Source organism: Glaciecola sp. HTCC2999 (assembly GCF_000155775.1).
Taxonomy (GTDB): domain Bacteria; phylum Pseudomonadota; class Gammaproteobacteria; order Enterobacterales; family Alteromonadaceae; genus Opacimonas.
Map to the genome: position 1 here is coordinate 233,123 of NZ_DS989811.1, position 26,262 is coordinate 259,384.

Annotated in this window: 16 protein-coding genes and 1 pseudogene; 10 read left to right on the top strand and 7 right to left on the bottom strand. The window is 41.3% G+C overall.

What is annotated here, in order from left to right; all coding sequences use genetic code 11:
• Window positions 1–173: 173 nt before the first annotated feature.
• The 7 genes and pseudogenes from G2999_RS11895 to G2999_RS05075 form a co-directional block, all read right to left on the bottom strand.
• Complete coding sequence (locus G2999_RS11895) at window positions 174–2,303, bottom strand: family 78 glycoside hydrolase catalytic domain (RefSeq protein ID WP_010179368.1); 2,130 nt, start codon at window positions 2,301–2,303, stop codon at window positions 174–176.
• Window positions 2,303–2,953, bottom strand: a complete 651-nt coding sequence (locus tag G2999_RS13680) for a hypothetical protein (protein ID WP_232222421.1) — start codon at window positions 2,951–2,953, stop codon at window positions 2,303–2,305. The genes G2999_RS11895 and G2999_RS13680 overlap by 1 nt, the downstream gene beginning before the upstream one ends.
• 263 nt (window positions 2,954–3,216) lie before the next feature.
• Window positions 3,217–6,963: a glycosyl hydrolase gene (locus G2999_RS11900; protein WP_232222422.1), complete on the bottom strand. Its 3,747-nt coding sequence runs from the start codon at window positions 6,961–6,963 to the stop codon at window positions 3,217–3,219.
• A gap of 201 nt (window positions 6,964–7,164) precedes the next feature.
• Window positions 7,165–7,476: an alpha-L-rhamnosidase C-terminal domain-containing protein gene (locus G2999_RS05060; protein WP_232222426.1), complete on the bottom strand. Its 312-nt coding sequence runs from the start codon at window positions 7,474–7,476 to the stop codon at window positions 7,165–7,167.
• Window positions 7,456–10,002, bottom strand: a pseudogene (locus tag G2999_RS05065) (family 78 glycoside hydrolase catalytic domain); the annotation flags it as partial. The pseudogene G2999_RS05065 and the gene G2999_RS05060, both read right to left, overlap by 21 nt.
• A gap of 378 nt (window positions 10,003–10,380) precedes the next feature.
• Window positions 10,381–12,006, bottom strand: a complete 1,626-nt coding sequence (locus G2999_RS05070) for a LamG-like jellyroll fold domain-containing protein (protein ID WP_010179378.1) — start codon at window positions 12,004–12,006, stop codon at window positions 10,381–10,383.
• Window positions 12,003–12,599, bottom strand: a complete 597-nt coding sequence (locus tag G2999_RS05075; protein WP_232222423.1) for a sigma-70 family RNA polymerase sigma factor — start codon at window positions 12,597–12,599, stop codon at window positions 12,003–12,005. The genes G2999_RS05070 and G2999_RS05075 overlap by 4 nt, the downstream gene beginning before the upstream one ends.
• A gap of 534 nt (window positions 12,600–13,133) precedes the next feature.
• Here G2999_RS05075 and speA point away from each other — a divergent pair.
• The 10 genes from speA (at window position 13,134) to G2999_RS05125 (ending at window position 26,260) form a co-directional block, all read left to right on the top strand.
• Entirely contained in the window at window positions 13,134–15,068 is a 1,935-nt protein-coding gene (gene speA / locus G2999_RS05080; protein WP_010179382.1) for a biosynthetic arginine decarboxylase, read from the top strand.
• The gene (locus G2999_RS11905) at window positions 15,065–15,907 is read left to right on the top strand and encodes an AlkA N-terminal domain-containing protein (protein WP_010179384.1); all 843 of its coding nucleotides are present in this window, start codon (window positions 15,065–15,067) and stop codon (window positions 15,905–15,907) included. The genes speA and G2999_RS11905 overlap by 4 nt, the downstream gene beginning before the upstream one ends.
• Before the next feature lie 33 nt (window positions 15,908–15,940).
• The gene (locus G2999_RS05090) at window positions 15,941–16,420 is read left to right on the top strand and encodes a methylated-DNA--[protein]-cysteine S-methyltransferase (protein WP_010179386.1); all 480 of its coding nucleotides are present in this window, start codon (window positions 15,941–15,943) and stop codon (window positions 16,418–16,420) included.
• On the top strand, window positions 16,410–17,300 hold the full coding sequence (locus tag G2999_RS05095; protein WP_010179388.1) for a DMT family transporter: 891 nt from the start codon (window positions 16,410–16,412) through the stop codon (window positions 17,298–17,300). The genes G2999_RS05090 and G2999_RS05095 overlap by 11 nt, the downstream gene beginning before the upstream one ends.
• 107 nt (window positions 17,301–17,407) lie before the next feature.
• The gene (gene glmU / locus G2999_RS05100; RefSeq protein WP_010179390.1) at window positions 17,408–18,772 is read left to right on the top strand and encodes a bifunctional UDP-N-acetylglucosamine diphosphorylase/glucosamine-1-phosphate N-acetyltransferase GlmU; all 1,365 of its coding nucleotides are present in this window, start codon (window positions 17,408–17,410) and stop codon (window positions 18,770–18,772) included.
• Between the two features lie 126 nt (window positions 18,773–18,898).
• Complete coding sequence (locus G2999_RS05105) at window positions 18,899–19,693, top strand: DeoR/GlpR family DNA-binding transcription regulator (RefSeq protein WP_010179392.1); 795 nt, start codon at window positions 18,899–18,901, stop codon at window positions 19,691–19,693.
• A 2-nt stretch (window positions 19,694–19,695) separates the two neighbouring features.
• On the top strand, window positions 19,696–21,528 hold the full coding sequence (gene glmS / locus G2999_RS05110) for a glutamine--fructose-6-phosphate transaminase (isomerizing) (RefSeq protein WP_010179394.1): 1,833 nt from the start codon (window positions 19,696–19,698) through the stop codon (window positions 21,526–21,528).
• 140 nt (window positions 21,529–21,668) lie between these two features.
• Entirely contained in the window at window positions 21,669–22,526 is an 858-nt protein-coding gene (locus G2999_RS05115; protein ID WP_010179396.1) for a TnsA endonuclease N-terminal domain-containing protein, read from the top strand.
• Window positions 22,519–24,621: a Mu transposase C-terminal domain-containing protein gene (locus G2999_RS05120; protein WP_198006089.1), complete on the top strand. Its 2,103-nt coding sequence runs from the start codon at window positions 22,519–22,521 to the stop codon at window positions 24,619–24,621. The genes G2999_RS05115 and G2999_RS05120 overlap by 8 nt, the downstream gene beginning before the upstream one ends.
• A complete protein-coding gene (locus G2999_RS05125) occupies window positions 24,614–26,260 on the top strand; it encodes an ATP-binding protein (protein WP_010179399.1) in 1,647 nt (548 codons plus the stop codon). The genes G2999_RS05120 and G2999_RS05125 overlap by 8 nt, the downstream gene beginning before the upstream one ends.
• The last annotated feature ends 2 nt before the right edge of the window (window positions 26,261–26,262 follow it).

Sequence of the window (26,262 nt, forward strand, 5' to 3'; positions counted from 1 at the left end):
TTATTTTTAATAAACGTTTCATCAAATTACCGTGCTAATTGTGGCGTATTACTCAACAGCACATTTCGAGAGCGTGTTGGTCACTGCGACGTTAAAAAAATTTGTCTTACAAGGGTAGAGTCAAATAGCGGCAAAACTACTACCCATAAGATCGAAAAAAATATAAAGATTAATCAGAAAGCATTCTTGGTGACGATATCGAACTTAATAAAGCCGTTAATTTGGTAAACACCCGGAGGTTGTTGATGTAAAATTTGCTGATTTGATTCAGTTAATTTCACGTCATTAATTGTTAAGCCAGTAACCTGTGGTAACTCAAAATTGCCGCGGCTGTTTTTAGGAATCGAGACTTGCATATCCAGTTGCTTATTTGTAATACGCCAATTTACGGTAATTTCACCTTGCGGCGTTTTATAACTACCACTGGCATGTTGCAAACGATGATTAAATTGCGGGGCGATCTTAATGTCTTTAAAACCAGCACTTGCCGTATTAATCCCTAAAATGCCTTCATAAAACCATTTAGCTACCGCACCATAGGCGTAATGGTTAAGGGAGTTCATTGATTCTTTACTAAAACCATCCTTAAGTGAGTATGAATTCCAACGCTCCCAGGTGGTGGTTGCGCCATTATTGATAGAATAAAACCAAGAGGGGTAGGTTTCTTTAAACAATACATCAAACATGAGATCACTACGGCCGATGCTTTGTAATACCGGCGCCAATAAAGGTGTGCCCAGAAAACCCGTGCCTAAATGTTTATCGCTGGTTTTGATAGTCTCCACTAAATGTTGCTCTGCGTTGATCTGGTCTTGACCTTCAAACAATTCAAATGCCAGTGGTAACAGGTAACTGGTTTGTGTTGACGCACTTTTTACCTTTGTGTTTTCATCGTAAAACTCATTACGAAAGGCAAGTTTTACTTTATTGAAGGTATCAGAATATGTTGTGGCATCCTCTTCATGACCGAGTACCTTTGCTATTTTGGCTGCGTAATCCAACGAACGTGCATAATAGGCGGTGGATATTAAGTATTGCGGTGTTTGCCCATTTTTTGCGTATGGTTGCAACCAATCTTTAAAACCACGTAGGCTCGAAACATATTGTTCTGACTTAGATTTGTGAAAATCGAGCCAACGTTTGATCATGTCATAGTTATCTTGTAAAAATTGTTTATCACCATTCAATAAATAAAGCTCCCAAGGAATGATCACAGCAACGTCACCCCATCCCGCAGAAGCTAATTTACCAAAACCATGGCCCTTGTTTGGCACAAAGTTTGGCACACCGCCGTCTTTTGCTTGTGCTTCTCTTACCGACTGCATCCATGCTGCCCAAAAGCCATACACATCAGCCATATACATAGATGGCGCGGCAAATACTTGGGCATCGCCGGTCCAGCCCAAACGTTCGTCTCGTTGTGGGCAATCGGTTGGAATATCTAAAAAGTTACCGCGCAAGCCCCAAACCACGTTCTGCGATAGTTTGTTCAGCTTGGCATGTGAATTTTTAAAATTGGCATTTACATCAAAGTTTGAATGTAAGACGCGACCCTTCACCCAACTTAAATCAGGTGTTTTAGATTGATCAAAGCCTGAAACTTCGACATATCTATAACCATGAAAAGTAAAGGTAGGGACATAATTAATTTGGCCTGATTTAGCGGGCGTATAATAGTCAGTGGCTTTTGCGGTGCGTAAGTTTTTAGTATAAAACGTATTTTTATGTAGGGCCTCAGCAAAACGAAAGGTCATTTTTTGATTAGCAATACCAGGCAGTGATAATTCTGGCACGCCTAGCATGTTTTGCCCCATATCAAACACCACCACCCCAGGTTTCGGGTTGGCGACCTCAACAATTTTTACGGCCGGTAAGGTTAATTTTACCGCCGGTGCCTGATGGCGTTTAGGCGCTAACGCAACTTGCGGCTCTATTGTCTCGGTGATCACTGTATTCCAGTTGTTGGCGTTGAAATTAATCGTATTCCAACCCGACATTTCATAATTAGCATCATAGGTTTCACCGTCATAATTACCAGCTTCTCGAATAGGGCCATCAAGCGTCACTTTCCAGTTTTTGTCTGTTGCTATAATTTGTGATGTGCCATTGCTATAGGTGATTTCAAGCTGTGCTAACAAGGCTGAAGGTTTGACTTTTAATGCTCTTAATTTTAAATAACGTCCGGTATGCCAGCCCTCAGCCACAGTTGCGGCGATCACATTTTCACCAGAATGAACCAGTGAAGTCACATCATAAGTTAAGGTTTCAATACGCTGTTTATATGGCGTCCAGCCGGGGGTCATCACATCTTTCGATACCTTTTGACCGTTAATATAAGCCGTAAAAACACTTTGGCGGTAATATATAAACGCGCTTGCTTGATACTTGGTTTAGTTTGTTCCGCTTCTAAGGAAGTATTATTTTCGGTGGTAAAAGACCGTCTTAAATATTGTGGACGATAAACCTTATTGGTGACTGTTTTTGTTTTTTTGGTTTTATTATCGATTACATCAAATGTCACCGTATCACCTGTTTCTGGGTGACGAATCCATTGACCTTGCCAGTCATCATTAGACAATAAACTTAATTCAAGTGAGGCTAATTGACTCCATCTTGATATTTGATCCTGCTCATCCCAAACACGCACCCGCCAAAACACCTTTTCTCTTGATGATAATGGTTTGCCTTGGTATTTAATCCAAGCATTCTCGGCAGATACCTGTTTTTGGCTATCCCATAAATCCGCATCAGCGATATTATCACCGTTTGAGGTCACTTGAATTTGATAGGCTTGTTGAAATTGATAACTAGCGTCAGGTGAAATTTTCCATGAAAAACGCGGCGCTTGTTCGTAATAACCAATCGGATTAACAAAACCTTCACCCACTTCTAATGCTATTGGCGCTTCATTATTGTCAGAATTGAAGGTAGTAAACGAGCATGCGCTTATCATGACCAAAACGCATAACAGGACAAGCTGTTTACATTTAATCATTTTATTGAACATGAATGACTTCATAATGTGTAACCTACTTTATTGATCAAAAATTAGAGCAGCTTCATCTGCTCACTAATGAAAACTAATGTTGAATAGAAGATTGTTATAAAAGACAAAAAAACATTAGAAACGGGGGATAACCAATAACGAGTTAGTTTCGGTGTGTGCCTTTCCCGTTGCTTATCCCATTCGTTCTATCTAGTTTTCGCTCTGTCTTGTTATAAGGCCACCTTACGGATCGCTTTAATTTGCACAGGCCCCATAAGACCAGAGCGTTGTAACTGTTCACTTCCGTTGATTTTGATATCAAAAGTTAGGTCGGTATTAAAGCTTTTTGCTTTGGCACTATCTGGAAACTTCTCCGGATATTTTACATCACCAATCACACGGTTTAACCAAGTCGTCGCTACCTCAACAATTAAGGTGTTGTTACCCATTTGCGCTGCATCATCAATATTTACAGTCAGTGGATGAGTCCATAACTCGCCCAAGTTTTTTCCATTTAATGTAACGCGGGCAATCACCCCTACTTCACCCAAATCGAGTTGTAGTTGTTGATCGTCACGCAGCATTTCTGACGTTAACGAAAAGTTGGTTTGATATGCTATCGAGCCAGAGTAATGCTGCAGAGCAATAGGGCTAAGCTCCGTTAATGAAGTTAATTTATCGAGGGTTAGCGTCGTTGGTACATCACGATTAGCTTGTAAGGTCAGTTGCCACGGTTGATTTAAGGTTTTGGCTGGCGGTATGTCATCAATGTTAACCGTTTCTATACTGCCATCGCGCTCTATAAGCTGATAAACCCCATTTTTTTCGATGTTAATCATGCGCTTGCCTTGCTGATCAAATTGCGTTGGCAACCATACTTCTTTTCCGTTACGTACTATTTGGTGAATGTTAGCGTACTTGCTTTGTTCGGTATGCTGGGTTTGACTCGTTTGCGTCGCATGTCGCTTTTCAGGCACAGCTTTTTCAAAAACAGCTTTTTCGAAGACAATAAAGCTCGACCCTAAAGTAGTTAACTGCATAGGGATCTCAATACGACCATCTACAACTTTATATTGAGCAATGTCATATATTTCGCCTGTAACGGCATCAAAACGCTGGGGCTGTGGCACAGCTGTTGTGTTGGCATTAGTATTAACATTGCTGACACGGAAACTCGGGTTAATGCTTACCGTTTGCTCAGACTGATTCGCAATAAAATAAATGTCGTGGTTATCGCTGCTTCGATGACTCCAGAGAACCTCTTCTGGTAAACCGCTTAAATCTGCTGGGGTCGATAACGTGTTTAATACCTCGCCTAAATTTACCGCGTTGGCATCAGTGGGTTGCTGATAGAAAACAGTACCTTTGCCATATCCGGTTTGGGTCACATGTTTACCATCGATGTTTTGCCACAAACTACTAGCTAGCTTTTGTACCTGTGTATCACTTGCTGGGTAATTTTCTAAACTTGGTGAACGGCTAGGCTTCGGCCCATATACAGCACCACCTTGCTTAACTAACTGTGCAATTTTATTTAATACCGCGGGGCGCATAGTATCTAAATTTGGCAATACCAGTAGTTTAAACCGCATGCCATCTGGCAATTGATAATAGCCATTGGCAAAGGTTAAGCGCTGTAAAATAACTTCAGCATTGATAAAGTCGTAAGAATATCCGGCAGGCACAGCTGGGCTAAGTTCACCAGTCATTTTAGGCGCATCTTCGCCAATAAAATACATCAGATCTGCGACATATTTACCTTGTTGCATCATGTAGTTAGCGCGTTTGATGTAATCTAGCCAGCTACCCATAAAGTCGAACCAAGTGTTATTACGATTAAATTCTGAGCCAAACCATGCATTGACGCCAGGAAAACGGTCATCATATGCTTGGTGAATATACACATGTAATAATGTGTGGTTAACGCCTTCAACAAACGACCAATCGCCACGTTTTTTAAAGTTCCACGGATAATTTTTAAAACTCGTATTACGGCCAGATGTGAATGATTCAGACATCACGGTTTTTTGGCCGTAGATATGAGCAGCGGACGATGCTGCTTTTAGTTCAATGGCACCTAAGTTGCCGCTTGCCCAAAACTCACCACTGACAATATCGGCTTGACCACCATACTGCAAAAATTCAGCTGGAAAGCCCCAGTGTCCGTAGTTTTCTAACCATAACTTCAAGCCGTTTTCATTGGCACGCTCGCGAAGGCCTGCGGTGTATTCGTAAGCAACATTATCGGCGACTAAACGGCGAACATCCCATAAAAAGCGTTCACTTTGCTCAACACTGTTCACCGCGCGGCCACTATAAACGGGCAAATATGGAATAGGATCGTAACCATAACGTTGTTTAAATTTTTGGGCAAAACCATCCGTCCAGTTTTGCGCACCTTTTTCGTAACTATCAACGACGGCATATTTTAATGCGGTGCGATCTTCAGCTGGCATTGACGATAAAAACTTACCTATATAAGAGTCAAAGTGATATTGAGCAATTTTTTTACTTTGTTTATCAATTTCTGGACCTTGAGCAGGTTTGCTTGATGGGCTATTTTTAGTACCAGTAGGTCGCATAAAGTAACGAACAATCGTCCAATCACCTGCCGGCACCTGCCAATTCAGCTGACCGTCTTTGACACTCGACGTAATATCTAAAACATGATCACCTTGGAGTAACAATTGTGGATCATCGGTGGCAGTTGAAAGCGGCCATTGATAAGTGTCAAATTTTGGCATGGGGTTAGGAAATACTTTCGCCAGTTTCTTTTCTTGATAATGCTCAAGTTTATAAGCACTTGACAAAACAATTTCCTTAAAGCCGAATGGCTCTTCTTTGTTTTTCTTACGGCCTAAATGAAAACCATTAAAGCTCAAACGATAGTGATTTGAAGTAACAGCAGGAAAGGTGACGACAATTGGTGCATCATGATCGGGGCCGATAGCAGCCATGTTTCGTGGTCGCTCCATCGCAAAGGTTTTGATCACATCAAATTGACCGACGTCATTTTTAGCGGATAAAGTTGCCTTGGTTCTGAAACTGTTATGGGGGTATAGCTCTAATGTGCGGGCTTCAAAAGCTTGTGTTGGTTCAAAATCAATTTGCAATTGCCCAGCATGGATGGCTTTTTGGCGATTAGGATTTAACAGCTCGGCTGGGATTTGGAAGCTAGTGGATTGATCGGCATCAAACAAAGCTTGAGAGTTTTGATTAGTTAACGCTTGCTGTGTCAGCGCGTTGTTCATCGTAATTTGGCTATTACTTGGTGTTAAACGCTGTTTTTCATAAGTTGGTGTTTTAAAAGCGACAACACGAACATCTTGATAATAATCACCAGAATATTTCTTTGCTTCTGGCTTTGACAAGGTCATGACCAACTTTTTTGGGCCAACGGCTTGAAATTCTTGGTTGTCTAAATAACGCATAGATTGATCTAAACCAACCCAAGGACCACCTGACTGACTCCAACCCGGAGAATTAAACAACCCGATATCAATATCATATTCCGCAGCTTTCTTTATGGCAAAACGCACATGATCCCACCAAGGCTCTGTTAATGCTTTGACATCCCCCTGTTTGCCGTTTAAGTGGATAATGCCAATCAGTGCGGTGTTAATACCAGCTTTTTGCATCGAGGCTAAATCTTTTTCTATCCCTGTTTGAGAAATATTATCGCTAACCCAATACCAATATACCCAAGGTTTTACCGCCTCTGGTGGACTTTTAAAGTTAGACTTTAATTCCGCAGAAGATGCCTGATAAAAAGAGTCTGGCATTGGGCTTTTCGGTGAATGGTAGGTCTGAGTGTGTTCTATTGGTGTCACAAGCTTCGATGATTGCAGAGCAACGCTTGGGTTATCTTTGTTTTGTTCATGACTACCGCCGCAACTCGTCAGCAAAGACACGAAAAAGCTAACAAAAATCAGCGCCTTTAAACTTGCCGTTTTTAAACGTTTCGAGCGTAAACACAATAGAGATAAACACCTATTACAAAATAAACCTTTGGTTAAAAAGTTAGTGCACAAAAAACTTGACAAGGTTTCGAATAAATTTTTTGATATATACTTCATCTAAAGTGCTACTCCTAAAAAGGCTCGTTTACGATCTCAATGAGTTCTGTTAAGAAAATGTAAAAATTTTCAAAAATTGATACCTTAAAACTCAAGCGATAATTATAAAATCAGTGTGTTATTACTTTTTATCGTAAGGTTATGATTGCCAGAGGGTAAAACCTTTTCTCCCGAAGCCAACAATACTTTGGCTCTGCAGTTGACTGGGATCGTAACCTTATACTCAATATTACCTTGTTTATCCCGTTGCCATTGGGCGGTGATTTCACCGTGAATCGATTGATAACGCCCTTTAGCAAAATCAATTTCATCAATAAACTGCGGTTTAAAAATAATATGTTTAAATCCTGGGTTGCTGGTATCAAAGTCAATGCCAGCCAAGTGACGGTGAAAATAGTTGTCGACAAAACCCATAAAGTAATGAATATGATACGATTTATCTGGCCAATGCTCCCACAGCGTAGTGGCACCATTTTTAAGCATAAAACCATAACCTGGATATGAGTCGTTGACCGCAACCTGATAGGCTAAACTTGAATAACCTTCGTTGGGGAGTAACTCCTATAAGGCATGCCCAGTGAAAATGCCGCCGTAAATATGGTTATCGCGGTCAACACTAATATCTTTGATCAAACGCTTAAGCACCTGTTCATGGTGCTCGGGTTTAACAATACCGTTGTGTAATGCCAACGCATTCGGTCCTTGTCGATACTCGCGAGTATCTAAGCCATGAAAGGTTACCGTTTTTGGATCAAAACAATATTTGTAAACCGCCGTTTGTAATTTCTTTTGTTGTTGGCGCAATGCCGCAATATCTTGTTTTTTATCAATAATAGCAGCTATTTCCGTTAACATGGTTAGCACCCGATAAAAATTCATGGTGGCATACACTTCTTCGCCTTCATCAGGTTTATTGCCAAAAGGCGACGACCAGTCAGAGAGTCGATCCGAGAGTAAGCCCGGCTTACCTTTAATTTCTGTCACTGCCCAAACACTCTCGGTAAAATGCATCATTGCATGCCAATACTGCTCAATGAGTCGGGTATCGCCGTAATAGCAATACATGTAATACGGTAGATAAACACAGGCTGAACCCCACAACGACGATTTGCCTCGGCCATACCCTCGGGCAGGCACAAAATTAGGTAAACCACCGTGTTCAGGATGTTGGGCATCAAATATGTCGTGAATAAACTTGGTGGTCAGCGCCGCTAAATCGTAATTCGCCATGCCCATTTCAAGGCCTGTTACCGCATCACCTAACCAACCATTTTTTTCTCGGTGCGGACAATCGGTGGGGAGGCTATGTAAGTTCGAAATCATGGCTTTATCAGATATTTGATGAATCGCGTTAAGCGTGTCATTTGAGCTTTGGAAATGCCCTACCGAAGTAACATCAGAATTCACTTGGCAAACGTCAATATCGCTTACCGTTAATGGTTTTTGGTGACCTTTGATAATAAAGTACCTAAAACCTTTATAAGAAAAACGACATTCAGCAATTTCGCCAGGTTCTCCTTTGGCAACATAGGCCATTTGTTGTAGGCCGCCCGGTTGTTTTAAGTCCATGGCATCTTCTTTTTCGCCAAAATAGAGCAAAATGCGGGTGCCTTTCGGGGCATCCACCCTTAAGCGGAGCCATCCAGCTAAATTAGTGCCAGCATCACCCCATTGGCCCCAACGTTTGCCTTTGTTTTTGATTTTGATCGGTTTACTGGTGCTCACCACTCGGATCGGTTCACACAGTTGCGCCTTTAATTTTCCACCAGGCGCAGGGACAGACTGAACCCCATCCCAATTAGAATCGTCTATGCCGGCATGGTTCCAGCGGTCAACTTCTTTGGTAGCATCGTAAATCTCACCCATATGCGGACAATCGTAAACCACAGGACCACCCGTGACTTTCCAGTTAACATCGCTAACAATATATTCTTCAGTGCCATCTATGTAGCTCACTTTAAGCAGACACTTCAGTTTAGGTTGACCGATATAACCGCCTTTTTTCCAAAAGCCCCAGTGGTCATTAGCCAATAAGCCATAATTGCCACGGCCAAGCATGACCCCAACGGCATTTTTACCTTGTTTGATATGCTCAGTAATATCGTGCGTAACATACAGTATTGATTGAGCGTAATTAGTCCAGCCTGGATCTAACACATGGTCGCCCACTTTTTCACCGTTTAGGTACAGTTCATGGTAACCAATGCCTGCAATAAAAGCTTTGGCGGATTTAATCGCTTTACTGGTATTAAATTCTTTACGTAATAATGGCGCTGGATCATAGGGGTTAGCATGATGAAACAGGTAACGCTCCCACAATGACATGCGCGCCCCAAAGTAAGACGGTAAATTTATTTGATGGGTTTGTTCTTCAATGGCTTTGCGCTGCCACCAGTTTGTTTCCCAGTCTTCTTCGGTTTTCCATGCAACCCACTGGGCACCTTGCCAATCGTGTTCGGTGAATAAACCGGTTGAAAACTTCGCTGTTTCACTCCACTGGGAGACTTGCTGGTTTTTATCCCAAACTCGTACTTTCCAAAAATACTGAGCTGCTGGTTTTAATTTTTCACCCTGAAAAACAATATGGGTATTGTGATCACTATCAAGCTTACCTGAGTCAAAAACATCGCCAATATGCTCGTCTAAGGGCTCTTCTGAGCTAGCAACCAAGAGCTGGTAACCCGTTTGATACTGCTCTGCTTCATTCGATGCTAATTGCCAATAAAAACGCGGTGCTTGCATATCAACACCCTCAGGATTACTGAGGTATTCACACTTTAAATGTACGGGATGTATATGATCCAAAGCATTAACAGGTAGTTGCACTGACACTTGTTCGGATTGCTCAGCTAGGGCCCATTTTAAGCCCAGAGTGACTGTCGCTAGTGCTGTAGCTCCGCCTACAGCACTACCTACTAGAAATCGGCGTCTGGTGATCATACATTTTCCTTTGTTGTTCTTTTTTAAAGGCTCGTTAGTCTGATAGTTTTAAAACGAATGATCCTCAAAACTCAACCAATAGTGATGTACATTCGAACAAAATCAATATTCATAATCATTTATCGCTCGTTTGGTTATCAAGCGGCTAAAAAAAATTGTGTTATAACCCTAGAGTCATATCGGCCAATATTTACTACCCCTAGAAAGAAAAAAATTGAAAATAAGTGGTCAGCTTTTTTGTCGATGATATTGAATTAGGCCGATGACATTGAGTTAGAAAAGGCTGATTTTAGGCGAGTAGTCGACAACAGGTATGCGCATGTTAAGAGAGAGTTAACAAGCGAATGCTCAAACAGTGAGGTAAAGAAAAAATAATCGCTAATTAGCGATTATTTTTTGCGGCAAGCCAGTCTCAGGGGAAAGTTTATAGCTGGTATTGGGGGCTAAGGTTAATCTAGGCCTTTCAGGCAAAGTGATGTTGTCAGGCGACGAGTTGGCTGGTAAACCATAATAATTAAAACCTTGTTTAATATTGTTTAAGTGCAGATTTATCATATAAGCTGTTAAGGCGAAGTCGTAAAAAGCGACCTCATCAATTACGCCAGAAAATGCTTCCGCATACCAAAATCGTTCTCGCGGCGTATTGCCGATCATCGCGGAGCCTGAGCCACCGCTTAACATTTTTGAACCTGGAGGGTATTGGTAAAATATCTGTTTTTTACCATTTATGTAAATTGCTTTTTCGCCAGTATCTGCTTTGTAAGTTACAGCGATATGGTGATATTTGCCGTCGGTTAAATCCGCGAGACTGAAACCGCCATCACGACCATCAAGGTGTAGGGTTAATTCTTCATAGCCGTGCCCTAAAATAAATAAACCAAAACTGAAACTACTGTGGTCGGCTTGATGCTGAAAACTCAGTTGCATACGGCCACCAAGGCTATCTTTGCGAAATATTTGTTGTATTTTCCCCGATATGTCAGACAGATCGGGACGGATCAGTGCCTCAATCGTCACCCCGTCAGTTGCAGCAAATGAGCCAGTACCTCGCGCGGTACTGCCACCATTGCCTAAGTCAATGCGAGCATTGTCACTACTATCAAATTTGATTGCGCCTTGACCAATAAAACCTTGCACTCGTATGGCGCCCGACGCCATCACGCCATCAGCATTACCTGCGCTATCAACAACACGATCGCTGTTCGTGTTAAAAGACCAAAAGTGGTTAGGACGCCAACGAGCAGGTATTAATAAGGTATTTTTGCCGCTGGTTACGCGAGGGGCTGAGTATCTTAAATCTACGGTTAGATCACTGCCGTTTGAGTGCAGCATGCCCACTGGCGTATGAATGAGAGTGCTCTTGTTTGTTGAAGCTTCAAGACTTACTTTTCCAGCTCTTAATCTTATCTCTCTATTATTAAAGAGTTTGATCAGTGAGTTGGGCCCCAAGTGTAAAATATCTCCATCAACTAGTTTGATTGTTGCTGGTTGTTCAGTGCGATATACCCCTGCCAGCAAAGCGTTATCTTGAATATGCCCCTGTCCAACAAGTGTTACCTTACCGTCAATAATATTGGCTACAAATAACGGCGACGTACGCTGAGTAAAAAACCAAAATAAAGTAGCGATAATAGTAATGAGTACCAGTAGTGATAACAGCATGTTTTTGGTGGTGAACTTGCTCTTGCTATAGTTCTCTTTTGGCTGTTGGTGTTCAAGCACTTGGTTTGACTGCTCTTCAGGTATCTGTTCTTTAGGCAACGGGGGCTCATCGGGTGTTAACACCAATTCTTCCGTTATTCGGCGGTATACTACAGATGTACCAAACTTAGGTGTTGCGCTTAACCGAGCATGAATATTGATATAGTCGTAATAAAACTGCTGCGCTTCTACATTGCCTTGTAATAATTGCTCAAGTTTTTTCATTTGCTCAGGGGTGGCATCACCAGAACAGACAGCATCAGCAATGGCGCTTACTTCTGGAAATTGCTCTTGCTCTGTCATGAAGATGCCTCTTGTTGTTTTTTGTTGACACAAGCGAGTAGTTGAGTGCGTATCTTATGTACTACTTTACGAATTGCATGCACAGATCTACCAGTATTAGTGGCTATTTGTTTGGCAGTTAAGCTCTCTAGGTAAAAGCTTTGGTAAACCTCTTTTAGGGGCGCAGATAACAATGAACGGCAATGTTCTAAATGTTGCCATTTCTGTTCTTGTCTGTGGTGATTGCTTTCAAAAACGCTGATGTTGTGGCTGAATTCTTTTATAAAATCTTCACTTAAACCAAGTTGATAGCGCTTGTTGATGCGGCGGCTATGTTCTATGCGATAGTAAGCGATGACATTGGCCCATTTTGAAAAGTTTGTCCCTAACTCAAATTTATCAAACTCTTGCCAGAGGGTTAAACAGGTTTCTTGGAAAATATCATCTGCTGCGCTGGGATCACCCACAAACGCATGGATATAGGCATATAGACGGCTTTTGTCGACTTCAAGCAAATGTTCAAACTGCCTGATTCTTGGCAAGCCAGTTTTACCCTGCTTTGTTGTAACCGTTTTTGCGTTGCTTGTTAGAGAAGCCTTGTTATTTTCAACCACAACATCAGTTAAATAAAAATAAAATCAGATTTGTATTTATAACACAGCATCACGTTTAAAGCTTGCTAATTATATTTTTACACTTTTTGTCTTTTAATAATATATTGATTAGCTCTGAAGTGTTTGTGCCAACTCAGAATGGAGCCAAATTAAATAGCCGGTATTATTTTTATCGAATATTTTTATGAAAATACGCATAATTACGCCTACTCCTTTTGGTTGATATAGCGATCCTGTGTGCAGCAAGCTAACCTCAATTAATGGACCTAAAGGGTTGTATTTTTAGAATGTGACAATAATGAAAAATTGATTCAACTATTTAGTTAAGGTTTTAAAGTTCAGGGGTATAAGGTGGGGTATCACTAACCATCTTAGATTATTTCATTCTAAATTCGATTTAAAGCCCTGTTTTCACAGGGCTTTTTTATATTATTTTGCGGAAATTACGGGAAATGATGTTATTTCACAAATAATTTCGATCTTCACTAAGTAATGTTTATAATACTTCTTTTGTTATTCATCTAAGCATACAGCATGAAAGAACATTCACATTCTATTGAAGCCTGGGACAAAGACGCTGCAGACGCATTATATGGTGTCTCAAAGTGGGGGGCCGGATATTTTGCCATTGGTGATAATGGTAATTTATGCGTCACTCCGGATATTGAGAAACCGCATATGCAAATTGATTTTGCCTCGGTCATTAGTGATATCCAGCAAGCCAACATTCAATTTCCAGTCGTCGTCCGTTTTCATGATGTGTTACGTGCACAGGTAGTCCATTTAAACAAAGCATTTAACAAATGTATTCAAGAAGCCAATTACCAGGGTCAATACCGGGGTGTATATCCGGTTAAAGTGAACCAGATGCGTGAAGTGGTTGAAGAAATCGTTGATGCTGGTAAAGAATATCATTACGGATTAGAAGCAGGTTCTAAAGCAGAATTAATTACCATTTTAGCTTATAACACAACACCGGAAGCGTTAACTGTACTTAACGGTTACAAAGACGAAGAGTTTGTGAACCTCGCGTTTTTAGCCCAAAAGCTAGGGCGTAAAGTCTTAATTGTGGTTGAGAAGTTTTCTGAAATTGCCACTATCATTAAAATCGCCAATGAATTAGGTGAGATGCCAATGATCGGTTTGCGTGCAAAAATGAGCGTAAAAGGTCGAGGTAAATGGGAAGGCAGTGGTGGCGATCGAGCTAAGTTTGGGTTAACGATCAGTGAAATTATTAACGCTGGAAAAACCCTTGCTGACGCAGGGATGGGCGAGAGTCTTAAATTACTGCATTTTCATATAGGTAGTCAGTTAACGGACATTCGTGCGGTGAAAGAGGCGATAAATGAAGGTGCTTTAATCTATGCTGAGCTTCGCCACTTAGGCTTCAACCTCGAATATGTCGATATTGGCGGTGGGCTAGGCATTGATTATGATGGCACTAAATCCACCAATGACTCATCTCGTAACTACAGCATTGAAGAGTATGTGGCAGATGTCGTCTATGGTATGCAAGAAGTCTGTGATTTAGAAAAAGTACCACATCCCACACTCGTCAGTGAATCAGGTCGAGCAATTACGGCGCACCACAGCTGCGTGATCACCGAAATCATGGGTGAAATTCGTCCTGACTCTGCGCAAGCAGATTTGACCATCGGTCATGAAGAGCATGTGATACTAACTAATATGCGCGAGTTATCTGAGAACATTGAACTGGCCACGAATCTTCAAGAAGTATTTAATGATGCATCACAATACAAAGAACAAGCGAATGATGCTTTTAAGTTTCGCGTCATAGGACTGACGGAGCTGGCGCAAGTAGAAACCTTGTATTGGCAAATTATGCAAAAACTACAATTGCGCTATGCAGGTGAGGAATTTGTTCCAGAAGAAATACAAGCATTGGAGTTTAATTTATCAAGTCAATATTTGTGTAATTTCTCAGTGTTCCAATCTGCCGCCGATACATGGGCGATTGACCAGATCCTACCGGTAATGCCATTGACTCGATTAAACGAAGCGCCGACAGTGAATTGTTCGTTGGTTGATATTACGTGTGATTCCGATGGTAAAATAGACCAATTTGCTGTGGGGCGCGAAATCTCTAATGTACTACCCATGCACCCACTGATCCCAAATGAAAAATATCACCTAGGTTTGTTTTTAACTGGCGCTTATCAAGATGTGATGGGCGACATGCATAATTTATTTGGTCGCTTAAATGAAGTGCATATCTTCAGTTATGATGATGATCCTCAAGATTTTTATATAGAAGAGGTCGTACATGGTTCGTCGGTAGAAAATGTATTATCTGTCATGCAATATAACCCGCATTCAATGGCGATTGATGTAAAACGTTTGATTGATAAACGAGTGGTAGAAGGTGTGATGAAGCCTCGTGAAGGTGTGCGATGGACAGATTTCTATGAAGATTGCTTAAAAGGCTATACCTATTTAAAAACACAATGATGATTTATCTTAGTGTGACTCAACCTTATAACTGGTCAATGGTACATGCGTTTTTAACGCGCCGTGCCATCGCTGGGATTGAGGAATGCGGAGAATTTCATTATGCGCGGTATTTTGATGAAACGGATTTTTATGCCGTCAGTGGGTTGTCTCATGTATCGAATGAAGGGTTAACATCGAGCTGGTTCTGTGCCACATATGAACCTGAAGCACAGCGTTTTGCTGTGCAACTCTCATTACACAATGAAGCATGTCGAGAAGCGGTGTTAGCTAATATTGCGCGAGTACTCGATGCGCAGCAAGATCCAAATACCATTGCTCAAGCTTTAACGAAAGCAGGGTTCACACCAGAACACATGACCTCTGGTCTTCGTTTACCTGCAACTTGGTCCCCGTTTGAAGCATTAATCCGAGCTATAGTCGGGCAACAAATTAGTGTTAATGGAGCAGTCAAGATCCTTAATCAATGGATTGGAAACTTGCGTGCGGAAGCTAATGGCTATCGCCATTTTCCTTCGGCCACTGAAATTGCTTGTTGTGATACATCTAAACTTCCCATGCCTAAAGCTCGTCAAGCAACCCTGAATCTAGCTGCAGAAACAGTTCAAGCAAAACCATTACATGATAGTGAAACAATCCAAGATTTACTCAAGATCAAAGGCATTGGGCCTTGGACAGTCAATTATGTCTTAATGCGTGGTATCTCTCACCCGGATATATTTTTGGATAATGATTTAGTAGTCAAAAACCAATTGGCTCGATTTGCGTTAACCCCCGAATTGGCAAAACCCTGGCGTAGTTATGTGTGTATTCAGCTGTGGGAGCATGCGAATACATGAACCAAGCGATGTTGAAAAGAGGTTAAGCATTCGATGGATCAACAAACCATGTCTACTCCACTAGGCGCACTTATTATAAACGCTACAGAGCAAGGTCTGACCCATGTTTGGTTTAGCGATATGGCTAGCAAACAATCTCTCCATGCGGATAAGACGTCGGCTATCACACAATTGGCAGTAGAGCAGTTAACGGCTTATTTTGCTGGGACACTTCACGCATTTGATTTACCGCTGACCCCTGTGGGAACAGAATTTCAACAACGCGTTTGGGCACAACTACTGACTATTCCTTTTGGTCAAACATGCAGTTATGGTGATATTGCACAGCGTTTGGGGCAGCCGACGGCAGCTCGTGCTGTCGGTATGGCTAATGGAAAAAACCCTTTAGGGATCATCGTTCCATGTCATCGTGTCATTGGTCAAAATAAACAGCTCACCGGTTACGCCGGTGGATTAGATAAAAAAGCATGGCTCTTAGCTCATGAAGTCAGGGAATTTACACTTGCCAATTAAATATTTAATAGAGTTACTCTTGCTCGCTGCGATTTGGGGATCATCATTTATGTTGATGCGTATAACGGCACCTGAGTTTGGGATTTGGGCTGTCGTAGAGTTAAGGGCACTATTGGCGACACTCGTGTTATTACCTTTTGTCATCGCGAAACAGCAGTTAGGCGATATTCGTGTTTTTGCCAAACCTATATTTGTGGTGGCGCTTACGAATACAGCAATTCCATTTAGTTTATTTACTTATGGTTCATTACATTTACCCTCTGCATTAACCGCCCTGCTTAATGGAACTGCACCTATGTTTGGTGCGCTATTAGCGTGGTTGTGGCTCAAAGAATCGATGACTCATTCAGCAAAATTAGGCTTTGTCTGTGGTTTTGTTGGTGTGTACTTACTTAGTTATGAGACATTGAATTTTCAAGGGGTAAGCCTATTACCGGTGTTAGCGTGTTTAGGAGCGACGTTTGGTTACGGTTACGCGATTTGTTATATCAAACGGTATTTACCCAACGCCAAGCCATTAGCGATAGCTGTAGGATCCCAAGCAATATCTGCATTGGTATTATTACCGATGGCGTTATATGTGCCGATGCCAGGATCACCCGATCTCGAAAGCTGGCTAGCCGTTGGTTTTCTCGCGGTGATATGTACTGGGGTAGCATACATGATGTATTTTCGATTGATTGTGAATATTGGCCCATCAAAAGCAATATATGTCGGTTATCTCGTGCCACTTTTTGGTTTAATTTGGGGAGCATTAATTCTTCAAGAAACCATTTCTTCTTACATGATAGCCGGTGGCATAACGATACTGCTGGGGATCAGTCTAACATCTGGGGCCATTTCTAAAACGAAATATAAAAAGCTCATGCGTCGGAAATAATATTACGTTTGCCATTCGAAAACTCGGCGTTAAGCTAGATAAAAGCCATAGCCGACTCGGCTGGTTTTTGGTATATTCGTGCGATATTTAACTCAAAGGACCCAATTATGGCATTATCTGTCGTGATTCTTGCTGCAGGAAAAGGCACAAGAATGCAATCTTCACTTCCTAAAGTACTTCATCCCATCGGTGGTGTACCTATGGTTCAACGTATTATTAACACAGTGAACGAATTAGGTGCAGATGCGATTAACCTTGTCTATGGACATGGCGCAGAGCTACTTCAAAAAACCATCCAAGAAGACAACCTAAATTGGTGCTTACAAGCAGAACAACTTGGTACCGGTCATGCGGTCAAGCAAGCAACTCCGTTCATTCAGCCTGAAGATGATGTGTTGGTTCTGGTGGGCGATGCGCCACTAATTAAAGCAGAGACTCTGGCTCAGCTACAAGCTGTCAAACAGACTGCTGACGTCGCTTTGTTAACCGTGAATTTAGATGATCCTACTGGTATGGGCCGTATTATTCGTGATGCATCGGGTGAAAATATTACTGCGATTGTTGAACATAAAGATGCGTCTGATATACAGCGCGCTATTCAAGAAATCAATACTGGTGTCATGATCCTAAATGGTGGTGATTTACTTGGTTGGCTTGATGGGCTGGAAAATAATAATGCTCAGGGCGAGTTTTATTTAACCGATGTTATTGCGATGGCTGCTAACGCGGGTAAAACGATACGTTCGGCACAGCCTGCTTCGGCTGTAGAGGTAGAAGGTGTTAATAACCGAGTGCATTTATCTAAACTTGAACGTGCTTTCCAACTTGAACAGGCTCATCATGCAATGCTTGCTGGTGCTACTTTAGCTGATCCTGCTCGCTTTGATGTTCGAGGCGAACTGACAGTGGGTAACGATGTGACTATCGACGTCAATTGTGTCTTTGAGGGTAAGGTAACCATTGGCAACAATGTAAAAATTGGTCCTAATTGTATTTTACAAAACTGCCAGATTTCTGATGGGGCGGTGATTGAAGCGAATTCGATTATTCAAGAAGCGCATGTGGGTGAAGCTTGCCAAGTGGGTCCATATGCACGTCTTCGTCCTGGTTCAGTACTAGAGACGAAAGCGAAAGTGGGTAATTTTGTAGAAATGAAAAAATCCACATTAGGTGAAGGCGCTAAAGCGAATCACCTAACGTATTTAGGGGATGCCACGGTCGGTGCGAATGCGAACATTGGTGCTGGCACGATTACTTGTAACTATGATGGTGTGAATAAGTCTGCCACTGTCATTGGCGCGAATGCCTTTATTGGCTCGAACAGTGCTCTTGTTGCTCCCGTTAATATTGGTGCGATGGCGACTGTTGGTGCAGGCTCCGTTGTTACTAAAGATGTTGACGATGACGCTTTAGCCATCGCTCGTGCAAAGCAACGTCAAATGACGGGCTGGGAACGTCCTACCAAAAAGTAATGTCTAAAAAGGCGATGCATCACACCACCATTTAAGTGTGTGGTGCATCAATTTATATACAAAAATATTGTATTTCATTGATTTAAAGTTATAATTCGAAACTTATTTTATCAATCGAAATTATTTATGCCTCGCCCAAGTGCTTACACAGAATCAAACTTAAATGCTATTAAACAGCACATTCTCGGTGAGGGAAGAGTAACTGTTAAGCGTTTATCTGATGAGTTACAAGTATCAGAGGTTTCGATTCGAAAGTATTTATCTGTTTTAGAAAATCAAGGCGTGTTGATCCGTACTCGGGGTGGGGCTGTCGTTAAAGATATGCTTGAGCACACTGATGCACTATCTCAGCCTGCCATTATCGATGATAACCCTATTAAACGAAGTATTGCATCTGCAGCCGCTCAGCTGATTCAACCTGGCTCGCGTATTGTGGTAGACAGCGGCAGCACTACTGCCCACTTACTCCCTTTTCTACAACAAATCGAAGGGTTGGTCGTGATGACTAATTCACTGCCTATTGCGAACGCTCTGACGCAAAAAAGTCACAATGCAACCATCTTAATGAGCGGTGGGACATGGGATCCCCTATCTCAATCTTTCCAAGGGCAAATGTCAGAGAAAATGATCCAATCATATAATTTTGAAATGGCTTTTGTTGGGGCTTCAGGTTTGGATTTAAGCAAAGGCACCACGACCTTTCATGAACTTACTAAACTCAGTCAAGTTATGAGTGATGCTGCTCAACAAACCATTGTTTTAGCTGAATCAGATAAATTATTCAAAAAAATGCCAAATATAGAGCTATCGTGGATGAAGATTTCCACGTTAGTGACCGATAACCTATTAAGTGATGATGCAAAGCATCAAATACAGCAGTACGGGGTGCAAGTAAATTGTACACCCATCAAGGAGAATTAAGTATGTGTGGAATTGTTGGCGCGGTAGCTGAACGTAATGTCGTAGAGATTTTGTTAGAGGGGTTGAAACGCTTGGAGTATAGAGGGTACGACTCTGCAGGGGTTGCATTACTCAGTCCTAATGGTGACTTTTCTCGAGTTCGTCGCACAGGTAAAGTGCAGGCGTTAGCAGATGCTATTACATCTGAAAATGGCGTGGGTTCCACAGGTATAGCACATACTCGCTGGGCCACTCATGGCGGTGTAACAGAAAATAATGCACATCCTCATACATCTTCTGACCGTATTGCTGTAGTTCATAATGGTATTATCGAGAATTTTGGTGAATTACGTACAGAGCTACGTGATAAAGGTTACACCATTAGCACTGATACAGATACAGAAACGATTGCCCATACTGTTCATTCCTTATTAGATACAAATGACACGTTATTGGCAGCGGTTCAAGAAGCCGTGACAAAGTTTAGTGGTGCGTACGGTACGGTGATTATGGATCGTGAAGACCCTTCTCGGGTTATCGTTGCTCGCTCAGGTAGTCCTTTAGTTATTGGTTTAGGAGTAGGAGAAAACTTCATTGCTTCTGATCAGATGGCATTATTACCTGTGACTCGTCGCTTTATCTTTTTAGAAGAAGGAGATGTGGCTGAAATTACGCGTCGTGAAGTGAATATTTTTGATGTCGATGGTCATCCAGTAGTGCGCGATATTGTCGAGTCGACAGTTGAACATGATGCTGGAGATAAAGCCGGCTATCGCCATTATATGCTAAAAGAGATTTATGAGCAGCCAACCGTTGTCCGCAATGCACTGGCTGGGCGTGTGAGTTTAGAAGGATTAACACCAGACATTTTTGGTGAGAATGCTGAAACCTTATTACGTGATGTAAAACACGTACAAATCATTGCCTGTGGTACCTCATATCACGCAGGTATGACTGCGCGTTATTGGCTTGAACAGTACGCCAACGTTTCATGTAATGTAGAGATTGCTTCTGAATTTAGATACCGTAAATCGGTGGTTCATCCAAACAGCTTATTAGTGACTATTTCACAATCAGGTGAGACAGCGGATACGCTCGCAGCGCTTCGTTTAGCTCAAGAGCTTGGTTATATGTCGAGTCTGACTATTTGTAATGTCGCAGGCTCATCCCTAGTTCGTGAATCAGATATGGCGTTTATGACCAAAGCAGGCGCTGAGATTGGTGTAGCTTCGACGAAAGCATTTACGACACAGTTAGGTGCATTTTTAATGCTGACATTGGCGTTAGGTCAACATAATGGCATGAGTGATGAAGCCCGTGATGATATTTTAAACGGTTTACAAAGCTTACCATCAAAACTTGAAGAAACCTTAAGTTTAGCCGCAGAGATTGAAGATCTAGCTGAAGAATTTGCGGATAAACATCATTCCTTATTTTTAGGTCGTGGTGAGCAATACCCCATCGCAATGGAAGGGGCATTAAAACTTAAGGAAATTTCTTATATCCATGCAGAAGCCTATGCTTCCGGTGAGTTAAAGCATGGCCCGCTCGCATTGATAGATGATGAAATGCCGGTGATTGTCGTTGCCCCGAATAATGAGTTACTTGAAAAGCTCAAATCAAACGTAGAAGAAGTTCGTGCCCGTGGTGGGATCATGTATGTCTTTGCAGATAAAGATACAGCGTTTGAGTCAGATGAAACGATGCGCGTGATTAATGTGCCACAGTGTGCTGAATCGGTTGCCCCGATTATTTATACCATCCCGTTGCAGTTATTGTCTTATTATGTCGCCCTTATAAAAGGTACTGATGTAGATCAGCCTCGCAATTTAGCTAAATCGGTTACCGTAGAATAAGTTACTTTCAAGAGGTTACTAAATTTGTAAATTGACAATAATGTATCATACTAATCAATAAAGCATCATACTTTACAAAAATATATCATACTTTGCATTTTTGAGCTATTCTGTAATTAATGGAATAGCTCAGGTGCAATATGAGAGACTTTCTTACTCCAAGTTCTAAAGATGTTATTGAATTATTAGAACCAGCAATCATCAAACGCTTAACGAAGGAAAAGCGTGGCCAAGGCAGCGGAAAACATTATAAACCTTTTCTAACAGTACGCGATGTTCCCAGTAAGGGGCGAGTACATAGAAGGCCAGCGTTAACTCATGGTCGCATCGTTCATCTACTATCAGATCTTGAGCTTTCCGCTTTTCTCTTATTCGACTGGCATATGTCAATTTTAGACATACGAGAGCAGTTTCCACTAGACCCCGAAAAAACATTAAACATCGCCCAACGATTGGGAATAAAACATCCAGCGGTGCGTGGCATAAATCAAGTAATGACAACCGATTTGCTATTAGACACTCTTCAATCAGGAAAAATAGTTCCAATAGCTATATCCGTTAAGTACCGCGAAGAATTAGAAGATGAGCGTGTCATTGAAAAACAAGAATTGGAAAAACGATTTTGGGAGGGGGAAGGTATTGACTGGTATGTGTTCACGGAAAACGAAGTTCCTGCCACCTTGCTTCGAAACATAAAGTGGCTTGTCCCACATATCCACAGTTTTGATTTAGATAGTAATGACCAACTGAACACCTTTGAAATTATTAACAACGCAATTCAAATGCACTCTGAAGAAAAAATCTCAATTGTCATGAAAATGTTGGACGAACAGCATCAATGTAAAAAAGGTACATACCTAGCGTATTTCAGGCACCTTTGTGCTCAAACAGCTTTTACATGGAATATGACCGAGGTAAGCCATCGAATATTAAAAACAAGTGATCTGACACCGTCTGAACATTGGATAAACAAGGAGTTTGAATATGTTCATGCCTAATGATGTGTTCCAGTTTCTATCCAAAAAAATTAGAGTCCTTTGGTCAAATAGAGAAGCGGTTATATGGATTGAGTTGGAGAGCGATAAAGCATTACCTTCAGTTTCAACTCGACTTGAATTCGAGCATCAAATGGCAAGTGGTGATTTATCTTTAATTGAAGATCCATTTATCGAAATTGCAATGACTTTTCCATTAGCGGGTTCAAAAGCAGAAGAAGTTCAAAATAGAGCTTGGGAAGCTATCGAGGACATTGTCACGCGAGAGCCAGAAATATATCAACGTAAAACACGAGGCCAATTACTCACCAGTGTGCTAAGTGATTCAGGTGCGACTAAACAAACTGTCTATAGATGGCTGCGAAGATATTGGCAGGGAGGAAAATGTAAAAACGCCTTAAGCGGTCGCTTCAATTTATGTGGAGGACCGGGTAAAACCAAAAAACTTGGTGATAAGAAAATTGGCGCACCAAGAACCAGAACAGAAGGTGTAGGAGTCAATACAGATGATTCCATCAAGGCAATTTTTAGAGTAGCTATTGAGAAGTGCTTGCTGAATAAAAACAAATACGAATTTGACTATGCGTATAACCAAGTATTAATTGCGTTTGGCGTTCCAATTCCATGTAAGCCTGAAGATCTGCTTGATGTACCAACCGAAAGGCAATTTAAGTATTTTTACGAGAAAGAATATACGTCCATTGAAGTAACTCGAAGACGAGAAGGTGAAATTAACTACGCTAAAGATCATAGACCAGTATTAGGCACGTCAACTTCAGAAGTTGAAGGACCGGGAAGCCGATATCAAATTGATGCAACCATTGCTGATGTATATTTGGTTTCTGCTCACGATAGAGAAAAAATTATCGGCAGACCTACTCTTTATTTTGTTGTCGATGTGTTTAGTAGAGCAATAGTTGGTATGTACATCGGACTAGAAAATGCTTCTTGGGTAAGTGCAATGGAAGCTCTTTCAAATTCAATGTTAGACAAAGTAGCTTATTGTAAAGAATTTGGCATCGAGATCACCGAAGATATGTGGCCTACAAGTGGTTTGCCAGAGTCTATTATCGGTGACAGAGGGGAAATGTTAGGCAGACATGTCGAAGTATTAAGTAAGAGCTTTAATGTCGCTATAGAAAACACTCCTCCTTATCGAGCCGACTGGAAAGGTATTGTCGAGCGCTACTTTAGGACAATCCAAGTCAAGATGAAGCCATTTGTTGAAGGTTATGTTACTGGAAATACAATAGGCAAAAAAAAGCATGGCAAGGATTATAGACAAGACGGTATCCATACTCTGTATGAGTTTACCCAAATGATCATTAAGATAGTTCTGTTCTATAATAACGACCACACCTTAACAACATATGATCCAGACCAAGATATTCCTGATACTTTACCTCATAACCCTTTGATACTGTGGGATTGGGGAATTCAATATAGAACTGGTCGATTACGTAGACCACCTGTTGATATAGTAAAAGTAAACTTATTGCCGCACACAGAGGCCAGCGTAACGGAGCATGGATTAAAGTTATTTGGCTGTTATTACACTTGTCTGGAAGCGTTAGATTGGGGCTGGTTTGAAGGTAACTATCAAGGGCCGAAGAAAGTCACCGTGGCTTATGATTTATACTCAGCCAATACAATTTATCTCAGACCAAATGATACTTATTCTTCATTTATCCGAGCAAGTCTTACTGAAAGAAGTCGCTCATATCGAGACTTAACAGTTTGGGAAGTGTGGGAGAAAAATAACGTCAAGGCAGGTGTTGCAGCAACCTCAAAACTCAAGGCTCGTGCAGGCGCTGTTAATTTAGTTACTGATCTAGAAGTTATATCAAAGCGCTCTAAGTCAAACCAACCAGAAAACCCTACCATGACTAAAACCGAAAAAGTCAAAGGCATTAATGACAATAAACGCAAAGAACGACAGGCTGAGAGAAAGTCTAAATCAGAAACTTTGTTTAATGAACAACCTAAACGTAAGGAAGATAACGTTACGCAGATAGGCGCTAGTGAGTCAAAGCCTAAGAGCTTTAAGCTGCCAACTAAGTTAACAGATTTATTAAAGGGAGAAGATGCAGATGAGTAGCTTTGACGGTCCGAAATTTAAAGAAGCTGTGTATATTGAGTCAGAGTTAGAAGAATACGCTGATAACCCTTTAATCGCGGCATTACCACCGATTATGAGTCCAATTGAAGTTGTTCAGCAACTCAGCCGCAGACCGACTTTCAAAAAAGAAGAAATAGAGCTGGGCGGTCACATACGAGTTCACGCCATTAGCCGTTTGACTCGTAGCTTTTTTGTACCTCAAACAGTTCATCTACTACTTGAACAAAAACTGTCTCAGCTAATAAGAAAAAGTTATCTCGGCAGAAATCCAAAACACGCAGCATTTAAACAAAAGCTTAATGAAGTTAAAAACATAATTACCAATCAAGACTTAACGACATATGTACATGATGTTGTTGATTCAACAGCGTCATCAATGGCGATATCTGGTATTTCAGGTGCAGGTAAATCGACAGCTACAAATAATCTACTTAACACTTATGACAGAGTACTGTATCACCCAGAATACCATATTTTACAAGTGCCGTGGATAAAGGTTGACTGCCCTTACGATGGTTCATTGGCTGAGTTTTGCGAAAGCTTTTTCATTGCACTAGATAAACGTTTAAATACTAACTACCGCAAAAAATATACATCTGGCAAACCCAGAATTGGTCAAATGATAGCCAATGTCGCCAACCTATGTTTGATTCATGCCGTCGGTTTAGTTGTAATTGACGAGTTTCAGCACATGAATTTGGCTAAGAGCGGTGGCGAAAAGAAAATGATTAATTTTCTGGTGACGCTCGTAAATATTGTTGAAGTGTCAATTGTACTAATTGGTACTCCAACTGCTTTAAAGCTATTTGCTTCGGAATTCCGTCAAGCGAGGCGAGCATCAGGTGAAGGTAGTATTGTTTGGGATCGATTACCACTAGATGAAAACTGGGATGATTTTGTCAAAGAACTGTGGCAATACCAATGGCTCAAATCGCCCGGAAAGTTAGACGAAGTGATGATCAATGAGCTTTATGAGATATCACAGGGAGTACCTGATATTTTAGTCAAACTATTTTGCTTAGCTCAAGCAAGGGCTATTCTGTTGGCTAATTCACCAGAAGATGAATGCCTTTCTGTTGAATTACTAAGAGATGTATTTGAGGAAGAGCTTTCAATAGTAAAACCGATGCTCGATGCTTTAAACAGTAAAGATAGAACTGTACTTGAGCAGTGCAGTGATATCGTAATTCCTAAAATTGAGGGGGCACTATTAAATACTTTTGATCACCTCAAAGCTGTCCCATTAAATAAAAAGGCTAATGTTGAGCTTGGCGAAGCATCTCAATCCGAGGTAGCAAATTCGGCCATACAAACTCTAATGGCTATGGGTATTAACGAAGACATTGTTAGGCCACTTGTATTGGAGAGTGTTAATAAGAACCCAGAAGTGACGTTAATTCAAATTATTCACCATGCCACTTCCTCGTTAAGCGGGTTAAATCATCCCCCTGAAAATAAGACCAAAAAAGCAACGTCAAAATATGTGAGTAAAAAAGCGTGGGGAAGATTGGATGATCATGATTTAAGAAAACTGCATGCCAGTAAATCAGGAACCATGTACGAGCAGTTATGTGATGAAGGTTTTATTTTTCCAGTGCAGAACTTAATGGCGAGTTAAAT

Coding starts and splice junctions, on each gene's coding strand:
- G2999_RS11895 (WP_010179368.1), bottom strand. CDS start 2,303: ATGACCCCCGGCTGGACGCCATATAAACAGCGTATTGAAACCTTAACT.
- G2999_RS13680 (WP_232222421.1), bottom strand. CDS start 2,953: ATGATAAGCGCATGCTCGTTTACTACCTTCAATTCTGACAATAATGAA.
- G2999_RS05060 (WP_232222426.1), bottom strand. CDS start 7,476: ATGGGTTTTGTCGACAACTATTTTCACCGTCACTTGGCTGGCATTGAC.
- G2999_RS05070 (WP_010179378.1), bottom strand. CDS start 12,006: ATGACAGAGCAAGAGCAATTTCCAGAAGTAAGCGCCATTGCTGATGCT.
- speA (WP_010179382.1), top strand. CDS start 13,134: ATGAAAGAACATTCACATTCTATTGAAGCCTGGGACAAAGACGCTGCA.
- G2999_RS11905 (WP_010179384.1), top strand. CDS start 15,065: ATGATGATTTATCTTAGTGTGACTCAACCTTATAACTGGTCAATGGTA.
- G2999_RS05090 (WP_010179386.1), top strand. CDS start 15,941: ATGGATCAACAAACCATGTCTACTCCACTAGGCGCACTTATTATAAAC.
- glmU (WP_010179390.1), top strand. CDS start 17,408: ATGGCATTATCTGTCGTGATTCTTGCTGCAGGAAAAGGCACAAGAATG.
- G2999_RS05105 (WP_010179392.1), top strand. CDS start 18,899: ATGCCTCGCCCAAGTGCTTACACAGAATCAAACTTAAATGCTATTAAA.
- glmS (WP_010179394.1), top strand. CDS start 19,696: ATGTGTGGAATTGTTGGCGCGGTAGCTGAACGTAATGTCGTAGAGATT.
- G2999_RS05115 (WP_010179396.1), top strand. CDS start 21,669: ATGAGAGACTTTCTTACTCCAAGTTCTAAAGATGTTATTGAATTATTA.
- G2999_RS05120 (WP_198006089.1), top strand. CDS start 22,519: ATGCCTAATGATGTGTTCCAGTTTCTATCCAAAAAAATTAGAGTCCTT.
- G2999_RS05125 (WP_010179399.1), top strand. CDS start 24,614: ATGAGTAGCTTTGACGGTCCGAAATTTAAAGAAGCTGTGTATATTGAG.